This is a genomic window from Vibrio sp. 1CM23M, from assembly GCF_023161755.1.
GTDB classification, from domain to species: Bacteria; Pseudomonadota; Gammaproteobacteria; order Enterobacterales; family Vibrionaceae; genus Vibrio; species Vibrio coralliirubri.
The window spans coordinates 152,577-171,208 of sequence record NZ_JALNTR010000007.1 but is presented as its reverse complement, the minus strand read 5'-3'; the positions used below and the strand labels follow the sequence as shown (position 1 = coordinate 171,208).

General features: G+C 45.1%; 19 protein-coding genes. 18 read left to right on the top strand and 1 reads right to left on the bottom strand.

Features of this window, described 5'->3' with window-relative positions; translation table 11 throughout:
- The first annotated feature begins 138 nt into the window (after positions 1-138).
- From tgt to secF, 4 genes are all read left to right on the top strand, one after another.
- On the top strand, positions 139-1,275 hold the full coding sequence (gene tgt / locus MSG35_RS18920) for a tRNA guanosine(34) transglycosylase Tgt (RefSeq protein WP_017056177.1): 1,137 nt from the start codon (positions 139-141) through the stop codon (positions 1,273-1,275).
- A gap of 110 nt (positions 1,276-1,385) precedes the next feature.
- Complete coding sequence (gene yajC, locus MSG35_RS18915; protein WP_010440492.1) at positions 1,386-1,715, top strand: preprotein translocase subunit YajC; 330 nt, start codon at positions 1,386-1,388, stop codon at positions 1,713-1,715.
- Positions 1,716-1,735: 20 nt separating this feature from the next.
- Positions 1,736-3,592, top strand: a complete 1,857-nt coding sequence (gene secD, locus MSG35_RS18910) for a protein translocase subunit SecD (RefSeq protein ID WP_348983488.1) — start codon at positions 1,736-1,738, stop codon at positions 3,590-3,592.
- A gap of 14 nt (positions 3,593-3,606) precedes the next feature.
- A complete protein-coding gene (secF, locus tag MSG35_RS18905) occupies positions 3,607-4,554 on the top strand; it encodes a protein translocase subunit SecF (protein ID WP_017062837.1) in 948 nt (315 codons plus the stop codon).
- 287 nt (positions 4,555-4,841) lie between these two features.
- Here the strand turns inward: secF and suhB are convergent, their stop codons facing one another.
- Complete coding sequence (gene suhB, locus MSG35_RS18900; RefSeq protein WP_017062836.1) at positions 4,842-5,645, bottom strand: inositol-1-monophosphatase; 804 nt, start codon at positions 5,643-5,645, stop codon at positions 4,842-4,844.
- 181 nt (positions 5,646-5,826) lie between these two features.
- Here suhB and trmJ point away from each other — a divergent pair, with 181 nt between their 5' ends.
- From trmJ to ispG, 14 genes are all read left to right on the top strand, one after another.
- A complete protein-coding gene (trmJ, locus tag MSG35_RS18895) occupies positions 5,827-6,555 on the top strand; it encodes a tRNA (cytosine(32)/uridine(32)-2'-O)-methyltransferase TrmJ (protein ID WP_019822102.1) in 729 nt (242 codons plus the stop codon).
- 116 nt (positions 6,556-6,671) lie between these two features.
- The gene (gene iscR / locus MSG35_RS18890) at positions 6,672-7,193 is read left to right on the top strand and encodes a Fe-S cluster assembly transcriptional regulator IscR (RefSeq protein WP_010440512.1); all 522 of its coding nucleotides are present in this window, start codon (positions 6,672-6,674) and stop codon (positions 7,191-7,193) included.
- Positions 7,194-7,220: 27 nt separating this feature from the next.
- Entirely contained in the window at positions 7,221-8,435 is a 1,215-nt protein-coding gene (locus MSG35_RS18885) for an IscS subfamily cysteine desulfurase (protein ID WP_048613459.1), read from the top strand.
- Between the two features lie 33 nt (positions 8,436-8,468).
- Positions 8,469-8,846 (top strand): Fe-S cluster assembly scaffold IscU, encoded by a 378-nt coding sequence (gene iscU, locus MSG35_RS18880; RefSeq protein ID WP_004740340.1) that lies wholly within the window; start codon positions 8,469-8,471, stop codon positions 8,844-8,846.
- Between the two features lie 97 nt (positions 8,847-8,943).
- A complete protein-coding gene (gene iscA / locus MSG35_RS18875) occupies positions 8,944-9,267 on the top strand; it encodes an iron-sulfur cluster assembly protein IscA (protein ID WP_010440519.1) in 324 nt (107 codons plus the stop codon).
- An 84-nt stretch (positions 9,268-9,351) separates the two neighbouring features.
- A complete protein-coding gene (hscB, locus tag MSG35_RS18870; RefSeq protein WP_059021423.1) occupies positions 9,352-9,867 on the top strand; it encodes a co-chaperone HscB in 516 nt (171 codons plus the stop codon).
- A 22-nt stretch (positions 9,868-9,889) separates the two neighbouring features.
- A complete protein-coding gene (gene hscA / locus MSG35_RS18865; RefSeq protein ID WP_059021420.1) occupies positions 9,890-11,740 on the top strand; it encodes a Fe-S protein assembly chaperone HscA in 1,851 nt (616 codons plus the stop codon).
- Between the two features lie 20 nt (positions 11,741-11,760).
- Positions 11,761-12,099: an ISC system 2Fe-2S type ferredoxin gene (gene fdx, locus MSG35_RS18860; RefSeq protein WP_010440525.1), complete on the top strand. Its 339-nt coding sequence runs from the start codon at positions 11,761-11,763 to the stop codon at positions 12,097-12,099.
- Between the two features lie 134 nt (positions 12,100-12,233).
- Positions 12,234-12,434, top strand: a complete 201-nt coding sequence (gene iscX, locus MSG35_RS18855) for a Fe-S cluster assembly protein IscX (protein WP_248384751.1) — start codon at positions 12,234-12,236, stop codon at positions 12,432-12,434.
- Between the two features lie 206 nt (positions 12,435-12,640).
- Positions 12,641-13,936 (top strand): aminopeptidase PepB, encoded by a 1,296-nt coding sequence (gene pepB, locus MSG35_RS18850; RefSeq protein ID WP_017062517.1) that lies wholly within the window; start codon positions 12,641-12,643, stop codon positions 13,934-13,936.
- Positions 13,937-14,042: 106 nt separating this feature from the next.
- On the top strand, positions 14,043-14,477 hold the full coding sequence (gene ndk / locus MSG35_RS18845) for a nucleoside-diphosphate kinase (protein ID WP_016797173.1): 435 nt from the start codon (positions 14,043-14,045) through the stop codon (positions 14,475-14,477).
- Between the two features lie 442 nt (positions 14,478-14,919).
- Positions 14,920-16,062: a bifunctional tRNA (adenosine(37)-C2)-methyltransferase TrmG/ribosomal RNA large subunit methyltransferase RlmN gene (locus MSG35_RS18840; RefSeq protein WP_019822113.1), complete on the top strand. Its 1,143-nt coding sequence runs from the start codon at positions 14,920-14,922 to the stop codon at positions 16,060-16,062.
- Between the two features lie 440 nt (positions 16,063-16,502).
- Complete coding sequence (gene rodZ, locus MSG35_RS18835) at positions 16,503-17,459, top strand: cytoskeleton protein RodZ (RefSeq protein ID WP_248384750.1); 957 nt, start codon at positions 16,503-16,505, stop codon at positions 17,457-17,459.
- A 7-nt stretch (positions 17,460-17,466) separates the two neighbouring features.
- A complete protein-coding gene (gene ispG / locus MSG35_RS18830; protein WP_009848294.1) occupies positions 17,467-18,588 on the top strand; it encodes a flavodoxin-dependent (E)-4-hydroxy-3-methylbut-2-enyl-diphosphate synthase in 1,122 nt (373 codons plus the stop codon).
- Positions 18,589-18,632 lie beyond the last annotated feature (44 nt).

The following is an 18,632-nucleotide window of genomic DNA, read 5'->3' as shown; positions in this document are numbered from 1 at the left end:
GAGTCGGGCAGGGTGTCTGTCTAATCTCTCGCAAGGAATACGCGACCGCTCCTCATAGAACCCACTAGGCTGAACTTTTGTTTGGCCTAAGGTTCTGAATTAACAGTCAGATTGTTTCTCTGGCATATTGGAGGCTTCGTGAAATTAAAATACGAACTTAAAAAAACTAATAGCGGCGCACGTCGTGGTCAACTTCAGTTTGAACGCGGTACCGTTGAAACCCCAGCATTCATGCCTGTAGGTACTTACGGTACTGTTAAAGGTATGACACCTGAAGAAGTAAAAGACACAGGTGCTGAAATCCTATTAGGTAACACATTCCACCTATGGCTACGTCCTGGTCAAGAAATCATGAAAATGCACGGTGACCTGCACGATTTCATGAACTGGCACGGTCCTATCCTGACTGATTCAGGCGGCTTCCAAGTATTCAGCCTAGGTGCAATGCGTAAAATCACTGAAGAGGGTGTTCATTTCCGTAACCCTGTAAACGGTGACAAGATCTTCATGGACGCTGAGAAGTCTATGGAAATCCAAAAAGATTTAGGTTCAGACATCGTAATGATCTTTGATGAGTGTACGCCTTACCCAGCGACACACAAAGAAGCAAAAGACTCAATGGAGATGTCTCTTCGTTGGGCTGAGCGTTCACGTAACCACTTCGACAAACTTGAAAACCCGAACTCACTGTTCGGTATCGTTCAAGGTGGCGTGTACGAAGACCTTCGTGATGTATCCGTTAAAGGTTTAACTGAAATTGGTTTTGACGGTTACGCAGTAGGCGGCCTAGCAGTAGGCGAACCAAAAGAAGATATGCACCGCATTCTTGAGCACACATGTCCTCAACTGCCAGAAGATAAGCCACGTTACCTAATGGGCGTAGGCAAACCTGAAGACTTGGTTGAAGGTGTTCGTCGCGGTATCGACATGTTTGACTGTGTAATGCCAACGCGAAATGCACGTAACGGCCACCTGTTTGTGACTGAAGGTGTGATCAAGATCCGTAATGCGAAGCATAAAACCGATACAACACCACTAGATTCAGAGTGTGACTGTTACACTTGTAAGAACTACAGCAAGTCGTACTTACACCATTTGGATCGTTGTAACGAAATCCTAGGTGCTCGACTGAACACGATTCATAATCTGCGTTTCTACCAACGAGTAATGTCAGACATTCGTCAGTCTATCGATGAAGATCGCTTTGAAGAGTTCGTTGCAGAGTTCTACGCAAGAATGGGGCGTGAAGTGCCACCACTAGGTAAAGAATCTTAGTATTTCTTTTTTGCGAGCCCTATCTCTCTTCCGAGTGATGGGGCTTGAAAATAAAGGGATGCGACCCAATTAGACAAACAATTACGAAAATATAATAGAGGATGTTTTAAATGTTTATTTCTCAAGCTCACGCAGCAGCAGAAGGTGCACCAGCAGGCGGCGGTTTCGAAATGCTTATCATGCTAGGTATGTTCGCTGTGATCTTCTACTTCATGATCTACCGTCCACAAGCTAAGCGTGTTAAAGAGCACAAGAACCTTATGTCTTCTATGGGCAAAGGCGATGAAGTTCTTACAAGCGGCGGCCTAATCGGCAAGATCACTAAGATTGCTGAAGACAGCGACTACGTTGCTATCGAACTGAACGCAAACAACGAAGTAGTTATCAAGAAAGACTTCGTTACAGCAGTGCTACCAAAAGGTACTCTGAAATCTCTATAAACAGCTAGAGGATCCTCGCTGTGCTAAACCGTTACCCGTTATGGAAGTATTTGATGGTGGTGTTTGCCATCGCTATCGCTGCGTTGTACGCACTTCCAAATATATACGGTGAAGATCCGGCAGTTCAAGTTACAGGGGCGCGCGGCGCCTCTGTAGATATGTCTACGCTGGATGCTGTCACCAATGCTCTTGAAGCAGAAAACCTTTCTACTAAATCCGTTGCTCTCGAAGACGGTTCCATTCTTGTTCGCTTTAACGACACAGATACGCAAATTAGTGCCCGTGATATCATCACAGAAGCACTAGGCGATGACGTTATCGTTGCTTTAAACCTAGCGGCTTCAACTCCTAATTGGCTTGAATCTATTGGTGCTGCACCAATGAAACTTGGTCTTGACCTACGTGGTGGTGTTCACTTCTTAATGGAAGTGGATATGGACGCTGCGATGGAAAAGCTGGTTGGCCAACAAGAAGAAGCATTCCGTAGTGAACTTCGTGAAGAGAAAATCCGTTACCGTGCGATTCGCCCATCTGGTAAAGATGCGGTTGAGGTGATTCTGCGTAACGAAGAGCAGCTTGCTGAAGCGAAATCGCTACTGCAATCTAAGCACCAAGATATGACGTTTGTAGATTCTGAATCTAACGGTCGTTTCTCTTTGGTTGCAAGCTTTACAGAGGCTCGTCTTCAAGAAATCCGTAACTACGCGGTTGAGCAAAATATTACCATTCTACGTAACCGTGTAAACGAACTTGGTGTTGCTGAACCTTTGGTTCAACGTCAAGGCTCTAGCCGTATCGTAGTGGAGTTGCCTGGTGTTCAAGACACGGCTCGCGCTAAAGAAATCCTTGGTGCTACCGCGACGCTTGAGTTCCGTGAAGTGGATAGCAGTGCTGACTTAGCCGCTGCCGCTTCTGGTCGTACCCCTGCGGGCAGCGAAATCAAGCAAGATCGTGATGGTCGTCCTGTGGTACTTAAGAAGCGCGTTATTCTAGGCGGTTCAAGTATTACTGATGCAAGCTCAAGTGTTGATGAATATGGTCGTCCTCAAGTTAACATCTCGCTAGACAGCGAAGGTGGTAGCAAGATGTCAGCGTTCTCTCGTCAGAATATCGGTAAGCTAATGGCAACGGTATTTGCAGAGTACAAAGACAGCGGTCGTAAAACACCGGAAGGTCGAGTTATCTTAAGTAAGCACGAAGAAGTAATTAACCAAGCGACAATTCAATCTGCGCTAGGCCGTAACTTCCGTATTACTGGTATCGACTCAACGGCTGAAGCTCATAACTTGGCACTTCTACTGCGTGCTGGTGCGTTGATTGCGCCTATCTCGATTGTAGAAGAACGTACCATTGGTCCATCTATGGGTCAGCAAAACATCGATATGGGTATCATGGCGATGGTTTGGGGTATGGCTGCTGTAATGCTGTTTACACTGCTTTACTACCGTAGCTTTGGTCTTATTGCGAACGTTGCACTAATGGCTAACTTGGTGTTGATTATCGGTGTTATGTCGATGATTCCGGGGGCTACCATGACCCTACCAGGTATTGCCGGTATCGTATTAACGGTCGGTATGGCGGTTGATGCGAACGTTCTGATCTTTGAGCGGATACGTGAAGAGCTTCGAGATGGACGTAGTCCACAACAAGCGATTCACCAAGGTTACGCGAACGCATTCAGTACAATCGCAGATGCCAACATCACCACACTACTAACAGCAATCATTCTATTTGCTGTGGGTACGGGGGCTATCAAAGGCTTCGCGGTAACGCTGTCTATCGGTATCTTGACTTCAATGTTTACAGCTATTGTCGGAACACGTTGTATCGTGAACCTGATGTATGGCGGCAAACGCGTTAAAAAACTGTCGATCTAAGGCTAGGAATTAATATGTTTCAGATTCTAAAAGCAGACAAAATGATCGACTTTATGCGTTGGTCAAAGGTTGCCTTTGTTTTTTCTATCTTGATGATTGGTACTGCTATCTTCACCCTAACAACGAAATCGTTGAACTGGGGTCTAGATTTTACTGGCGGTACTCTGATTGAAGTTGGTTTTGAACAACCGGCACACCTTCCTGATATTCGTAGTGCACTAGAAGCCGAAGGCTTTGGTGATGCAACGGTACAGAACTTCGGTTCAGCTCGTGATGTGATGGTTCGTTTACGTCCACGTGATGGCGTAGCGGGCGAAACGCTTGGCAACCAAATCCTTTCTGCTATTGAGAATGGTACTGGTGAGCAAGTTGAAATGCGTCGTATCGAGTTCGTTGGTCCTAACGTGGGTGACGAATTAACAGAAGCGGGTGGCCTTGCTATCCTTGTTTCTCTTATCTGTATCTTGATCTACGTATCAGTGCGATTCGAATGGCGTTTGGCTGCGGGTGCGGTATTAGCACTGGCGCACGACGTTATCATCACTCTGGGTGTGTTCTCTCTAATGCAAATTGAGGTCGACCTTACAATCGTAGCAGCCTTGCTAACGGTCGTCGGTTACTCCCTCAACGATACCATTGTTGTATTCGACCGTATTCGTGAGAACTTCCGTAAGATGCGTAAGGGTGAAGCACCTGAAGTACTGAACAGCTCAATCACACAAACATTGAGCCGTACATTGATCACTTCTGGTACCACGTTATTCGTAGTTATCGCACTGTTCGTTCAGGGCGGCGCTATGATCCACGGCTTCGCGACTGCACTTCTATTGGGTATTACGGTTGGTACTTACTCTTCTATCTACGTTGCATCTGCACTAGCTATGAAGTTGGGTATTACGCGTGAACACCTAATGCCACCACAAGTGGACAAAGAAGGTGAAGAGTTTGACGAGATGCCTTAGGCCTTGGCTTAATAAGTTTCGCTAAACCAAAAAAACCGCTAGTCAACTAGCGGTTTTTTTACGTCTGTATTCTAGGGAAGCTCAATACAATTTAGCGTTGAAGTCTGTTGAACTTCATTTCACTAAGAGACATCCTGATCGTATCTCGTATCTCGTATCTCGTATCTCGTATCTCGTATCTCGTATCTCTGAGCTCAAATCGCAGATACAAAAAAGCCTCGCTATATAGCGAGGCTTTGGAATTTCTATGCGCCCTTAAAACAGGGAGCGTTAACGTAAGTTCTGAATTACTTCAGCATACCTTCGTTAGCGTTCTCACGAACGTGCTTAAGAATAGACTTAACACCACGTGCGCTTGAAGCAACAACATTACCAGAAGTCATGTAATCAGTACCGCCAGCAAAGTCAGTCATGATAGCACCAGCTTCACGAGCGATTAGATCGCCAGCTGCTAGATCCCATGGCTTAAGGCCAAGTTCTAGGTAACCATCAACACGGCCAGCTGCTAGGTAACATAGGTCAAGAGCAGGAGAACCAGTACGACGGAAGTCAGCACAGTCGATGAATAGACCAGAGATGATCTTCATGAAAGATTCAGAGTGTTGTTTTTGCTTGAATGGGAAACCAGTCGCTAGAACAGTACCTTGAAGGTCTTTTAGTTGAGTAACACGCATACGAGCGTTGTTAAGTTGAGCGCCAGCGCCACGTTGAGCTGTGAATAGCTCGTTTAGCATTGGGTCATAAACACAAGCAACTTCTGTACGACCGTTCATGCGAACAGCGATAGATACAGAGAAGTGAGGGAAACCTTTTACAAAGTTGTTGGTGCCATCTAGTGGGTCAACGATCCATTGTACATCAGAGTCTTTACCTTCAGTCAGGCCTTTCTCTTCAGAAATAATGCTGTGCTCTGGGTAAGATGCTTTGATTGTCTCAATGATCATGTACTCAGCTTCTTGAGCAATGTTAGTAACGTAATCGTTGTTACCTTTTAGAGACGATTCGATCTTATCAGTTGTTTCTAGAGATTTAGCAATATGGTTGCCAGCTTTACGCGCAGCGCGTATCGCAATGTTTAGCATTGGATGCATATGGTTTTTCCCACAAGATGTTAAAGAACAATTTAAAGCGGCGGCGAGTATACCAAAGTTTCCGTAAAAGGGAAGTGGTTATTTTTTGAACTCTTGGTTTCACATTCCGTTAAGGGTCTGACCATTTTACTTTGCTATGTGTTAATATCTCGCGATTATTTTTAAAGTGGTGTCATATAGCATGTTAGACAATGTAAAAGTCGTTCTGGTTGGTACGTCTCATTCGGGAAATATCGGATCAGCAGCTCGCGCAATGAAAGTGATGGGTTTGAGTCAATTAGTTCTTGTAGACCCTCAATGTGAAGTTGACGAGCAGACCTTAGCACTGGCTGCGGGTGCAGGTGACATCGCAGAAAACGCGACCATCGTTTCTACATTAGACGAAGCCGTAAAAGACTGTGGTTTAGTGGTTGGTTCGAGTGCACGTTCACGTACGCTTGAATGGCCAATGCTTGAGCCTCGTGAGTGTGGACAAAAGTTTGCGATTGAAGGCCAAAAGCACCCAGTCGCATTAGTGTTCGGCCGTGAACGTACTGGCTTGACTAACGATGAGCTTCAGAAGTGCCACTTCCATGTATGTATCCCAGCTAACCCTGAATACAGCTCGCTAAACCTAGCAATGGCAGTGCAGACTCTGAGCTACGAAGTGCGTGTAGCTCACCTTGATATGGTCGCTAGCCAATATCAGCCACAGCAACAAGATGAATACCCTCGTCACGAAGAACTAGAAATGTTCTATGAGCACCTTGAAAAAGTGATCATTGATACCCAATTTATCTCTAAGGATAAGCCGGGTCAGGTGATGAATAAACTACGTCGTCTGTTCAGTCGAGCTCGTCCAGAGTTGCAAGAGATCAACACTCTACGCGGCATTTTGACTTCAATTGAGAAGAGCAAAAGCGACAAATAAAGCCCGCACAAACAATAAGGGTGAATACCCGACTAAAATAGTCAACTAAATACTTGACCAATTTAGTCGGGTATGGGAAGATTCCAACCACATAAACAATGTGGATACGGTGTGATATGAAACTTACATCTAAAGGAAGATATGCGGTAACAGCTATGCTCGATGTAGCACTGCATTCGCAAAAAAGCCCAGTTCCTCTGGCTGATATTTCAGAGCGACAAGGCATCTCGTTATCTTACTTAGAACAGCTATTTTCTAAGTTACGTAAAGCTGGCTTAGTTGCTAGTGTTCGTGGTCCTGGCGGTGGTTACCGTTTAGGTGCTGAAGCGAGCGACATCGCTGTCGGAACTGTAATTGCTGCAGTAGACGAATCAGTTGATGCAACTAAGTGTCACGGTCGAGCAGATTGCCAAGGTGGCAGTCGTTGTTTAACTCACACTTTATGGCGTGATTTAAGCTCCCGAATCAGCAGCTTCTTAAACGACATTACGCTCGGTGAGCTAATGAAAGATAACGAAGTTTTAGAGATTTCTGATCGTCAAGATATCGATCTTGCGGTTAATAATGGTTTTGCACATAAAAATACGAGCACTACAACGATTAGTGCAGCACCTCACGGTGTTAATGCCCGCTCTTAGCGGTCAGTTTTTACATTGGAGTAGAAAATGAAACTGCCTATTTACTTTGACTATTCAGCTACATGCCCAGTCGATCCACGTGTTGCTGAAAAAATGGTTCAGTGCATGACGATGGACGGTAACTTCGGTAACCCTGCATCTCGTTCACACCGTTACGGCTGGCAGGCAGAAGAATCAGTAGATAATGCTCGTGAGCAAATTGCCGATCTACTAAATGCAGACCCACGTGAGATTGTTTTTACGTCAGGTGCTACAGAGTCAGATAACCTTGCTATCAAAGGTGCAGCGCACTTTTACGAGAAGAAAGGTAAGCACGTAATCACGTGCAAAACAGAACACAAAGCGGTTCTTGATCCATGTCGCCAACTAGAGCGTGAAGGTTTTGAGGTTACATACCTTGAGCCAGAAGCTAACGGCATCATCGATCTAGACAAGCTACAAGCTGCAATGCGAGAAGATACTGTTCTAGTTTCTATCATGCACGTAAACAACGAGATTGGTGTAATCCAAGATATCTCTGCAATCGGCGAATTATGTCGTGCACGTAAGATCATCTTCCACGTTGATGCGGCGCAGTCTGCGGGTAAAATCCCACTAGACGTAAAAGAGATGAAAGTAGACCTTATCTCTATGTCTGCACACAAAGCATACGGCCCTAAAGGCATCGGCGCTTTGTACGTTCGTCGTAAGCCACGTATTCGCCTAGAAGCGCAAATGCACGGTGGCGGTCATGAACGTGGTTTCCGTTCTGGTACTCTTGCTACTCACCAAATCGTGGGTATGGGCGAAGCTTTTGCCATCGCTAAACAAGACATGCAGAAAGATTACGATCACGCACTAGCACTTCGTGAGCGCCTATTGAAAGGTGTTCAAGATCTAGAAGCGGTAACCGTAAACGGCGACCTAGACCAACGTGTACCACACAACCTAAACGTGAGCTTCGCTTTCGTTGAAGGTGAGTCTCTGCTTATGTCTCTAAAAGACCTAGCAGTATCATCAGGTTCTGCATGTACATCAGCAAGCCTAGAGCCTTCATACGTTCTACGTGCTCTTGGTCTGAACGATGAACTAGCACACAGCTCAGTACGTTTCTCATTCGGCCGTTTCACAACGGAAGAAGAAATCGACTACGCGATTGCACAAATTCGTGTAGCGGTAAACAAATTACGCGACATGTCTCCTCTATGGGATATGTATAAAGAAGGGATTGATTTGAACACTGTTGAGTGGGCTCATCACTAATCTCACGGAAATAGAGGATTCGAGGTAACTATCATGGCATATAGCGAAAAAGTAATTGATCACTACGAAAACCCACGTAACGTAGGTTCGTTTGATAAAGAAGACCCAAGTGTAGGTAGCGGCATGGTTGGCGCACCAGCTTGTGGTGACGTAATGAAACTGCAAATCAAGGTAACGCCAGAAGGCATTATCGAAGATGCAAAATTCAAAACTTACGGCTGCGGTAGCGCAATTGCTTCTAGCTCACTAGTAACTGAGTGGGTTAAAGGTAAAAGTATTGATGAAGCAGCAGCTATCAAAAACTCTGAAATAGCAGAAGAGCTAGAGTTGCCACCAGTGAAAGTGCACTGTTCAATTCTTGCTGAAGATGCAATCAAAGCAGCAGTTGCGGATTACAAAAAGAAGCGTTAATCGTTTCATTAAGTAATCACAAAAAATAAGCAATATTTGGGAGCATCCTTTGTGCTCCCCCTGAGTTCTCAATTTATATAAAACACAAGGTTGTAGTATGGCCATCACCATGACAGATACGGCAGCAAGCCGAGTTCAAGCTTTCCTAGATAACCGAGGTAAAGGTATCGGGTTGCGCTTAGCGGTAAAAACTACTGGCTGTTCGGGCATGGCGTATGTACTGGAATTCGTTGATGAGCTTAACGAAGAAGACGAAGTGTTTGAGCATTCAGGTGTTAAGGTCATCATTGATCCAAAGAGCCTAGTTTACCTAGACGGTACTGAGCTTGATTACGTAAAAGAAGGCCTAAACGAAGGTTTTGAATTCAACAACCCTAACGCGAAAGGCGAATGTGGTTGTGGTGAGAGCTTCAACGTATAAACGCTTCAATCGTTAAGCGTTTATAGTGAGCGAAGAATAAAATTAGGCTCTGATTGAAGAGCCTAAACTTAGGACCACCGTTACATGAATCATTTCGAATTATTTGGGCTACCACTTCAGTTTCAACTGGATGGTAGCCTTCTTTCTTCTCAGTTTAGAGATCTGCAACGCCAATTCCACCCTGATAAATTTGCCACTGCTTCTGAGCGTGATCGCCTGTTAGCCGTGCAAAAAGCTGCGCAAATCAATGATGCGTATCAGGTATTGAAGAATCCAATCAGCCGAGCTGAATACCTGTTAGTGCAACATGGTGAGGATATTCGTGGTGAGCAGCAGACTCTGCAAGATCCTATGTTCCTGATGGAGCAAATGGAATTGCGCGAAGAGCTTGAAGAGATCGCCGACAGTTCTGATCCTGAAGATGCTTTGTTTGCATTTGAAGGAAAGGTTAGCAAAATGTATAAACAACAATTAAGCGCTATCCAACAAGAACTAGACAGTGAGGCTTGGTTAGAAGCTGCAGACCGAGTAAGAAAGCTTAAGTTTATTGCAAAATTAAAGAATGAAATCGAGTTAGTTGAAGATCGTCTGATCGGCTAGTTCGTATAACAAGGACACATCCATGGCACTACTTCAGATTGCAGAACCAGGGCAAAGCGCCGCTCCTCACCAGCACAAGCTTGCTGTGGGTATTGATTTAGGTACAACAAACTCATTGGTTGCGGCAGTGCGCAGTGGTGAGGCGAGCACACTGGTTGATCAACAAGGTCGCAGTATTCTTCCTTCCGTTGTTCACTATACGTCAGAGTCGTACACGACTGGTGATGAAGCTCGTGCAAATGCACAGACTGATCCTAAAAATACCATTATCTCAGTTAAGCGACTGATCGGTCGTTCACTGTCAGATATTCAACAGCGATACCCATCTCTGCCATATCAATTTGAAGAAAGTGATAATGGTTTGCCTGTGATTCGCACAGAGCAAGGTAACAAGAACCCAATTCAAGTATCTGCAGACATTCTGCGAGCGCTAGGTCAACGTGCTGAGTCTACACTCGGTGGTGAGCTATCTGGTGCTGTGATTACCGTTCCTGCGTACTTCGATGATGCACAGCGTGCAGGTACCAAAGACGCGGCACAACTTGCTGGTCTCCACGTGTTACGTCTTCTTAATGAACCTACTGCCGCTGCGATTGCTTACGGCTTGGATTCAGGTAAAGAAGGGGTCATTGCTGTTTATGACTTAGGTGGTGGTACGTTTGATATCTCTATCTTACGCCTATCGAAAGGTGTCTTCGAAGTTTTAGCTACAGGCGGTGACTCAGCATTAGGTGGCGACGACTTTGACCATTTAGTTGCAGATCATTTCCAAGAGCAAATGGGCTTATCAGAGCTAACAGCAGAGCAGAACCGTATTCTTCTAGACGCCGCAACGGAAGCGAAGATTGGCTTATCTGAAGCGGAAAGCGTTGATGTTGACGTATTAGGTTGGTCTGGTTCATTAACTCGTGAAGAGTTTGAAGAGATCATCAAACCGCTCGTTAAGAAAACACTGCTTTCATGCCGTCGCGCACTAAAAGATGCGGAAGTAGACGCGGATGAAGTACTAGAAGTTGTGATGGTCGGCGGTTCAACTCGCACATTACTTGTACGTGAAATGGTCGGTGACTTCTTTGGTCGTACGCCACTAACCAGCATTAACCCTGATGAAGTTGTTGCGATTGGTGCATCAATTCAAGCGGATATCTTAGTCGGTAATAAGCCTGACTCAGAAATGCTACTACTTGACGTTATCCCTCTGTCTCTTGGTATTGAAACCATGGGTGGCTTGGTTGAAAAGATCATCCCTCGTAACACCACGATCCCAGTTGCTCGCGCACAAGAATTTACCACGTTCAAAGACGGTCAAACTGCAATGACAGTACACACCGTGCAAGGCGAGCGTGAGATGGTTGACGACTGTCGTTCACTGGCTCGATTTGCTTTGAAAGGCATCCCGCCGATGACTGCAGGTGCAGCTCATATTCGTGTTACTTACCAAGTGGATGCTGATGGCCTGCTATCGGTTACCGCAATGGAGAAGAGCACTGGCGTTCAAGCTGAAATCCAAGTTAAGCCTTCTTACGGTCTGAGCGACAACGAAGTGGCTAGCATGCTGAAAGATTCGATGACGTTTGCAAAAGAAGACATGCAAGCGCGTGCTCTGGCTGAGCAACGCGTAGAAGCGGATCGCGTTATCGAAGGCCTTATCGCTGCAATGCAAGCCGATGGTGACGAGCTACTTGATGAGCAAGGCAAACAACAACTTGTTCAAGCGATTGAAGCACTGATTGAAGTGCGTAATGGCGACAACGCTGATGCCATTGAGCTAGAAATTAAGAATACCGACAAAGCGAGCCAAGACTTTGCTTCTCGTCGTATGGATAAATCAATTCGTGCTGCACTGTCAGGTCAGTCAGTCGATAATATTTAATAGTTAGAGAATAGATAAACATGCCAAAGATTATTGTTTTACCTCACGAAGATCTATGTCCAGAAGGCGCTGTTTTAGAAGCAAAAACTGGTGAGACGGTTCTTGATGTTGCACTGAAGGCCGGTATTGGTATTGAACACGCATGTGAAAAATCGTGTGCATGTACAACATGTCACGTTGTGATTCGTGAAGGTTTTGATTCTTTAGAAGAGAGTGATGATCTAGAAGACGACATGCTAGATAAAGCATGGGGCTTAGAGATGGAATCTCGTCTTGGTTGCCAAGCTAAAGTGGCTGATACGGATCTTGTTGTAGAGATTCCAAAGTACACGTTGAACCTGGCTTCTGAAGACCACTAAGAACCAGTTCTCAATCATGGCTAATACAGCGATGACTGAGAGAGTTATTGCTTAGACAAGCATACTAAGAAAACTGGCCTAGAATATAGATCATAAAGGTGACAGAGCGTCGCTGATAAATATAAGGAAGTGTTATGAGCTTGAAGTGGATTGATTCGCGAGATATCGCAATTGAGCTATGTGATTTGTACCCTGATACTGATCCTAAAACGGTACGTTTTACCGATCTGCATCAATGGGTGCTAGACCTTGAAGAGTTCGACGACGAGCCTAACCACTCGAATGAGAAAATCTTAGAGGCTATTATTTTGTGCTGGATTGATGAGATGGATTAATCCTCTTGTCTGATGATTTGGTCGCGGGTTGGTATCAGTCCAATATAAAACGCAGCCAAGTTAACAATTCTTACTAAAAAAAGCGGACCTTATGGTCCGTTTTTTTATCAAAATGACATTTTCCTCCTACATAATGCTAACATCAGTGCGCTAATAAAAAATAATCAGAATCACACACTCAAAGTGGTTCATGACAAGGAGAAATCATGTCTACACAGATGTCAGTATTTTTAAGTCAAGAAGCTGCCCAGCCTCAGTGGGGAGCAAGAGCTATTTTATCGTTCTCAGAAGCGGGAGCGACAATTCACATTGGTGAAGGCCACGATCTAGGCGCAGTTCAACGTGCGGGTCGTACGCTTGACGGACAAGGTATCGCATTCGTTTCACTTCGTGGTGAAGGTTGGGATCTAGAAAGCGTTTGGGCTTTCTACCAAGGCTACCGTGGACCAAAGAAAAAGAATGCATTGGAATGGGATGCACTTTCAGAAGCCGATCAAACTGAGCTTGAAGCTCGTATTCGCGCAACTGACTGGACGCGTGACATTATCAATAAAACCGCTGAAGAAGTGGCACCTCGCCAACTTGCGACCATGGCTGCTGAATATATCAAGTCAGTGGCACCAGCGGGCACTGTTAAAGCGAAGATCGTTAAAGACAAGGATCTACTAACCGAAGGTTGGGAAGGTATCTACGCGGTCGGCCGTGGTTCTGAGCGTACATCAGCAATGCTGCAACTGGACTTCAACCCAACAGGCGACGAAAACGCACCTGTATTTGCTTGTTTAGTCGGTAAAGGTATTACGTTCGATTCGGGCGGTTATAGCATCAAACCAGGCCAATTCATGACAGCAATGAAAGCTGACATGGGGGGCGCAGCAACGATTACTGGTGGTTTAGGTCTTGCGATTGAACGTGGTCTGAACAAGCGTATCAAGCTTATCTTATGTTGTGCAGAGAACATGATCTCTGGTCGCGCATTGAAGCTTGGCGATATCATTACCTACAAAAATGGTAAGACAGTTGAGATCATGAACACCGATGCGGAAGGCCGCTTGGTGCTGGCTGATGGCCTAATGTACGCAAGTGCACAAAGCCCTGAGCTGATCATCGACTGTGCAACGCTAACAGGCGCGGCTAAAAACGCACTAGGTAACGACTACCACGCACTATTAAGCTTCGATGATGAGTTATCTCACCAAGCGCTAACTGCGGCAAACCAAGAGAAAGAAGGGCTATGGCCATTGCCTCTTGCTGATTTCCACCGTGGCATGTTGCCTTCAAACTTTGCTGATCTTTCAAACATCAGCACGGGCGATTACACACCGGGTGCAAGTACAGCAGCGGCATTCCTTTCTTACTTTGTAGATGACTACAAAAAAGGTTGGATTCATATGGATTGCGCGGGTACTTACCGTAAGTCAGCAAGTGACAAGTGGGCGGCAGGCGCAACGGGTATGGGCGTTCGCACACTGGCTCGTCTTCTTATCGACCAAGCAAAATAATAATAAGGATGAGCGGTATTTTGTGCCGCTCATTCATAAAGCTCAGATCGAAAGATCTCAGTAATTTCAGTATTTAATAACAAAAAAATGAAGTGAAGGAATCCCTATGGCTCTAGAAAGAACGTTCTCAATTGTTAAGCCGGATGCAGTTAAGCGTAACCTTGTTGGTGAAATCTACCACCGTATCGAAAAAGCAGGCCTAGAAATTATTGCTGCTAAGATGGTTCGTCTTACTGAAGAGCAAGCGAGTGGCTTCTACGCTGAACACGAAGGCAAAGAGTTCTTCCCTGCTCTTAAAGAGTTTATGACTTCTGGTCCTATCATGGTTCAAGTGCTTGAAGGCGAAAACGCTATCGCTCGTTACCGTGAACTTATGGGCAAAACAAACCCAGAAGAAGCGGCATGCGGTACTATCCGTGCTGACTACGCAATCAGCATGCGTTACAACTCAGTACACGGCAGCGACAGCCCTGAGTCTGCAGCTCGCGAAATCGAATTCTTCTTCCCAGAATCTGAAATTTGTCCACGCCCAGCTCAATAATCGGCACTGCAAATTATTCTAAAGGCTTCACCTCGGTGAGGCCTTTTTTGTAAGTGGATTTTACGCTCTCGATAATCAATTTAGTTGTCATTCTCGATAGCGACGAAGGAGCGTAATCGGGAACCTCTTTTTCTTATTGGAGATTCCAGATACTTCGTTCCTCAGTTCTGGAATGACGGGGAGCTTTGGAGCCACTATCTCGTGGTAAATATTACCGAGCAATTGGTGAGTATTTACGTCATTCCCGAAAGCGACGGAGGAGTGTAATCGGGAATCTTTTGTTTAAATTGGGTAATCTCAGGCCGATAAATATAATTGTTCAAATTTTAATCGCTTAAGTTTGAATGTCTTAATAAACACAGGGTTTTACAACGCTTGTTGAAGTTGCGTAAAGCCTGTACAATTCGCGCCCTTAATTATTGTTCCGTCATTGAGAGGCATCATGACCACAGCTAAAGTCAATCTACTCGATTTTGATCGTAAAGGTCTTCGTAAATTTTTCACAGAAGAACTGAATGAGAAAGCGTTTCGAGCAGAGCAAGTGATGAAGTGGATTTATCACTTCGGTGTCGATGACTTCGAACAAATGAACAACATCAACAAAAAGTTACGTGAGAAACTTCAACGTCGCTGTGAGATTGTTGCACCTGTTGTTTCTGAAGCTCAACACTCTTCAGATGGCACAATTAAATGGGCGATGAGCGTTGGCGACCAAGACGTTGAAACGGTATATATCCCAGATGGTGACCGTGCGACGCTATGTGTCTCTTCACAGGTTGGTTGTGCTCTTGAATGTAAGTTCTGTTCTACAGCTCAACAAGGCTTCAACCGTAACCTAAAAGTTTCAGAGATTGTTGGCCAAATCTGGCGTGCATCTCGCGAAATCGGCCTAGAAAAAGAAACCGGCCGTCGTCCAATTACTAACGTTGTAATGATGGGTATGGGCGAGCCTCTATTGAACATGAAGAACCTAATGCCATCATTAGAAATCATGCTTGATGATCTAGGTTTCGCACTGTCTAAGCGTCGTGTAACTGTATCAACTTCTGGTGTTGTTTCTGGTCTTGACCAAATGACAGACAACATCGATGTCGCATTGGCTATTTCTCTACATGCGCCAAACGATGCACTACGTAGCCAAATCATGCCGATCAACGATCGTTGGGATATCCAAGACTTCCTAGCATCTGTTCGTCGTTACATTGCATCTTCAAATGCTAACCGCGGTAAAGTAACGGTTGAGTACGTGCTTTTGGACCATGTGAATGATGATATGGACCACGCACGTGAACTTGCAGAGCTAATGAAAGAGACACCTTGTAAGATCAACTTAATTCCATTTAACCCTTACCCGGGTTCGCCTTATAAGAAGCCAAGTAACTCTCGTATTGATCGCTTCCAAAAAACGCTGATGGAATACAACTACACAGTAACGGTTCGTAAAACTCGTGGTGATGATATTGATGCCGCGTGTGGTCAGTTAGTCGGTGATGTGATTGATAGAACCAAACGTACCAAAATGATCAAAGCAGCCTCTGAAGCGAACTTGATTGCCGGTGGTGTGATTGAAGTAAAAGCGGTATAAAACGCGATTAGAACCTAAACAAGCCAGAAGTCTTACTTCTGGCTTGTTGCTTTTCTGGGGTACAGTTTTTGATTTTTTGGACTTCTTGCCCACGCTTTCTTACATTTTTCGTCAAATTTTGGACAAAACCATGAGCTGACGGTAAATTTTGTTTAAAGTGTTTTTGCCTTGTAATGGCATTAGCTTATGATTAACTAATCTTAAATTAATTTAAGTGCTCGCTTGCTACTGATCATCAATATGTCTATTTAGGTTGGCTACTTGATAAACTAGCTTCCTGAGAAGGTCATCCATAACAAATGAATGATGTTCGCCTTTAAGGGTTGATGATTTAGATAGCAGGAAAAATTCCACATAACGTGGGTTGTTAGATTGAGCTTAAACGACAATAAGAAAACGCTCTCCTCAACCTGCGATAATACTTTAGAAGTTCACTCTCTATGAACACAGAACAAGATACACAAGCGCAAGAAAACGTAGCTCCAGCTTTGGAAGCGGGAACGCTGCTTAAGAACAAACGAGAATCTCTTGGTTTAACGCAAAAGCAGATTTCTGATCGCTTGAAACTTCGCGTTACGCTGATCCAACAAATTGAAGAAAACCAATTCGAGTCAGATCAAGTGGCGACGTTTATGCGTGGCTACATTCGTTCATACGCGAAATACGTCAATCTTGACGAAAAAGTCGTATTGAGTGCGCTGCATCATGCCGGCGATGCTCAGCATCAAGAGCAAGAAATGTTGAGCTTTTCTCGTAAGACCAAAACCGAGAAGCACAACAGCCGTATTATGATCCTGACTTGGAGCATTTTTGCGGTCATTGCGGGTATCTCCTCACTTTGGTGGTGGCAGAACCAACAACAAGACACCCTATCTCAATCTTTAGCAAATACTGAAAGCTCAGAAGAGCTAGCGGTAGAAGAATCACTTGCCCCTGAATTCACCTCTTTAGAAGTGATTGAAGCTGAACAAAACGAACCGGGTGCTTCTGTTGTTGAAGGTACTGAAGGCCTTGCAGCAATAAGCGATGCGGAAGACAGTTCAGATGCTGCTACTCCAGCGGACGAAACTCCTGCACAACAAGCAACAGAGACAGAACCAACTGCTGAAGTTGCTGCGAATGCAGAAGCGGCTGAAGCTAGCACTGTTCCTGAAGCTGTGGCTAACGAGCTAGTGATGCAGTTCACCGCTGATTGCTGGATCCAAGTAAAAGATGCAACGGGTAAAACCTTGTCGACTGGCATCAAAAAAGCAGGTCAGTCGTTAAATCTATCAGGAACTGCGCCATATAAAGTGATTCTAGGTGCGCCAGAAGGCGTATCAATGACATTTGCAAGTGAACCTGTCGACCTTTCTGGGTATACTTCAGGCAAAGTAGCTAGAATAACCTTACCTTAGAGTTAATATGCAACACGAATCTCCTATTATTCGTCGCAAATCAACCCGTATTTATGTGGGTGATGTGCCGATCGGTGATGGTGCACCAATTGCTGTGCAATCCATGACCAACACAAGAACAACAGATGTAGCCGCGACCGTTGCTCAAATTAGAGCTCTGGAAAAAGTTGGCGCTGATATCGTTCGCGTATCTGTACCGACTATGGATGCCGCTGAAGCCTTTAAGCTAATCAAGCAGCAGGTCTCTGTTCCTTTGGTTGCTGATATTCATTTCGACTACCGTATCGCACTTAAAGTGGCTGAATACGGCGTTGACTGTCTGCGTATCAACCCAGGTAACATCGGTAACGAAAGCCGTATCCGCTCAGTTGTTGATTGTGCACGTGATATGAATATTCCGATTCGTATTGGTGTTAACGGCGGTTCTCTTGAGAAAGAGATCCAAGAGAAATACACAGAACCTACAGCAGAAGCGCTTGTTGAATCAGCAATGCGTCACGTCGATATCCTAGACCGTCTGAACTTTGATCAATTCAAAGTCAGCGTTAAGGCGTCTGATGTATTCCTAGCAGTCGGTTCTTACCGTTTGCTGGCTAAGCAGATTGATCAACCTCTTCACCTTGGCATTACCGAAGCGGGTGGGGCGCGTGCTGGCTCTGTGAAGTCAGCAGTAGGTTTAGGTATGCTTCTTTCTGAAGGTATCGGCGATACGCTGCGTATCTCGCTAGCGGCTGATCCGGTTGAAGAGATCAAAGTTGGCTTTGATATTCTTAAATCTTTGCGCATTCGTTCGCGTGGCATCAACTTCATTGCGTGCCCGAGCTGTTCTCGTCAAGAGTTCGATGTTATTAACACCGTTAATGCCCTTGAAGAGCGCCTAGAAGACGTGATCACTCCAATGGATGTATCTATCATCGGTTGTGTGGTTAACGGCCCTGGTGAAGCTGAAGTGTCTCACTTAGGTTTAGCTGGTAGTGCACGTAAGAGTGCCTTCTACGAAGATGGTAAGCGTCAGAAAGAGCGCTTCGACAACGATGACCTTGTCGACAAACTTGAAGCTAAGATTCGTGCAAAAGCGTCAGTGCTTGATAAAGCAAATCGCATTGATGTAGAAAACTTAGAAGATTAATACAACGCGATGGGGTGTGATTGTCTATTCGCACTAACACCTGG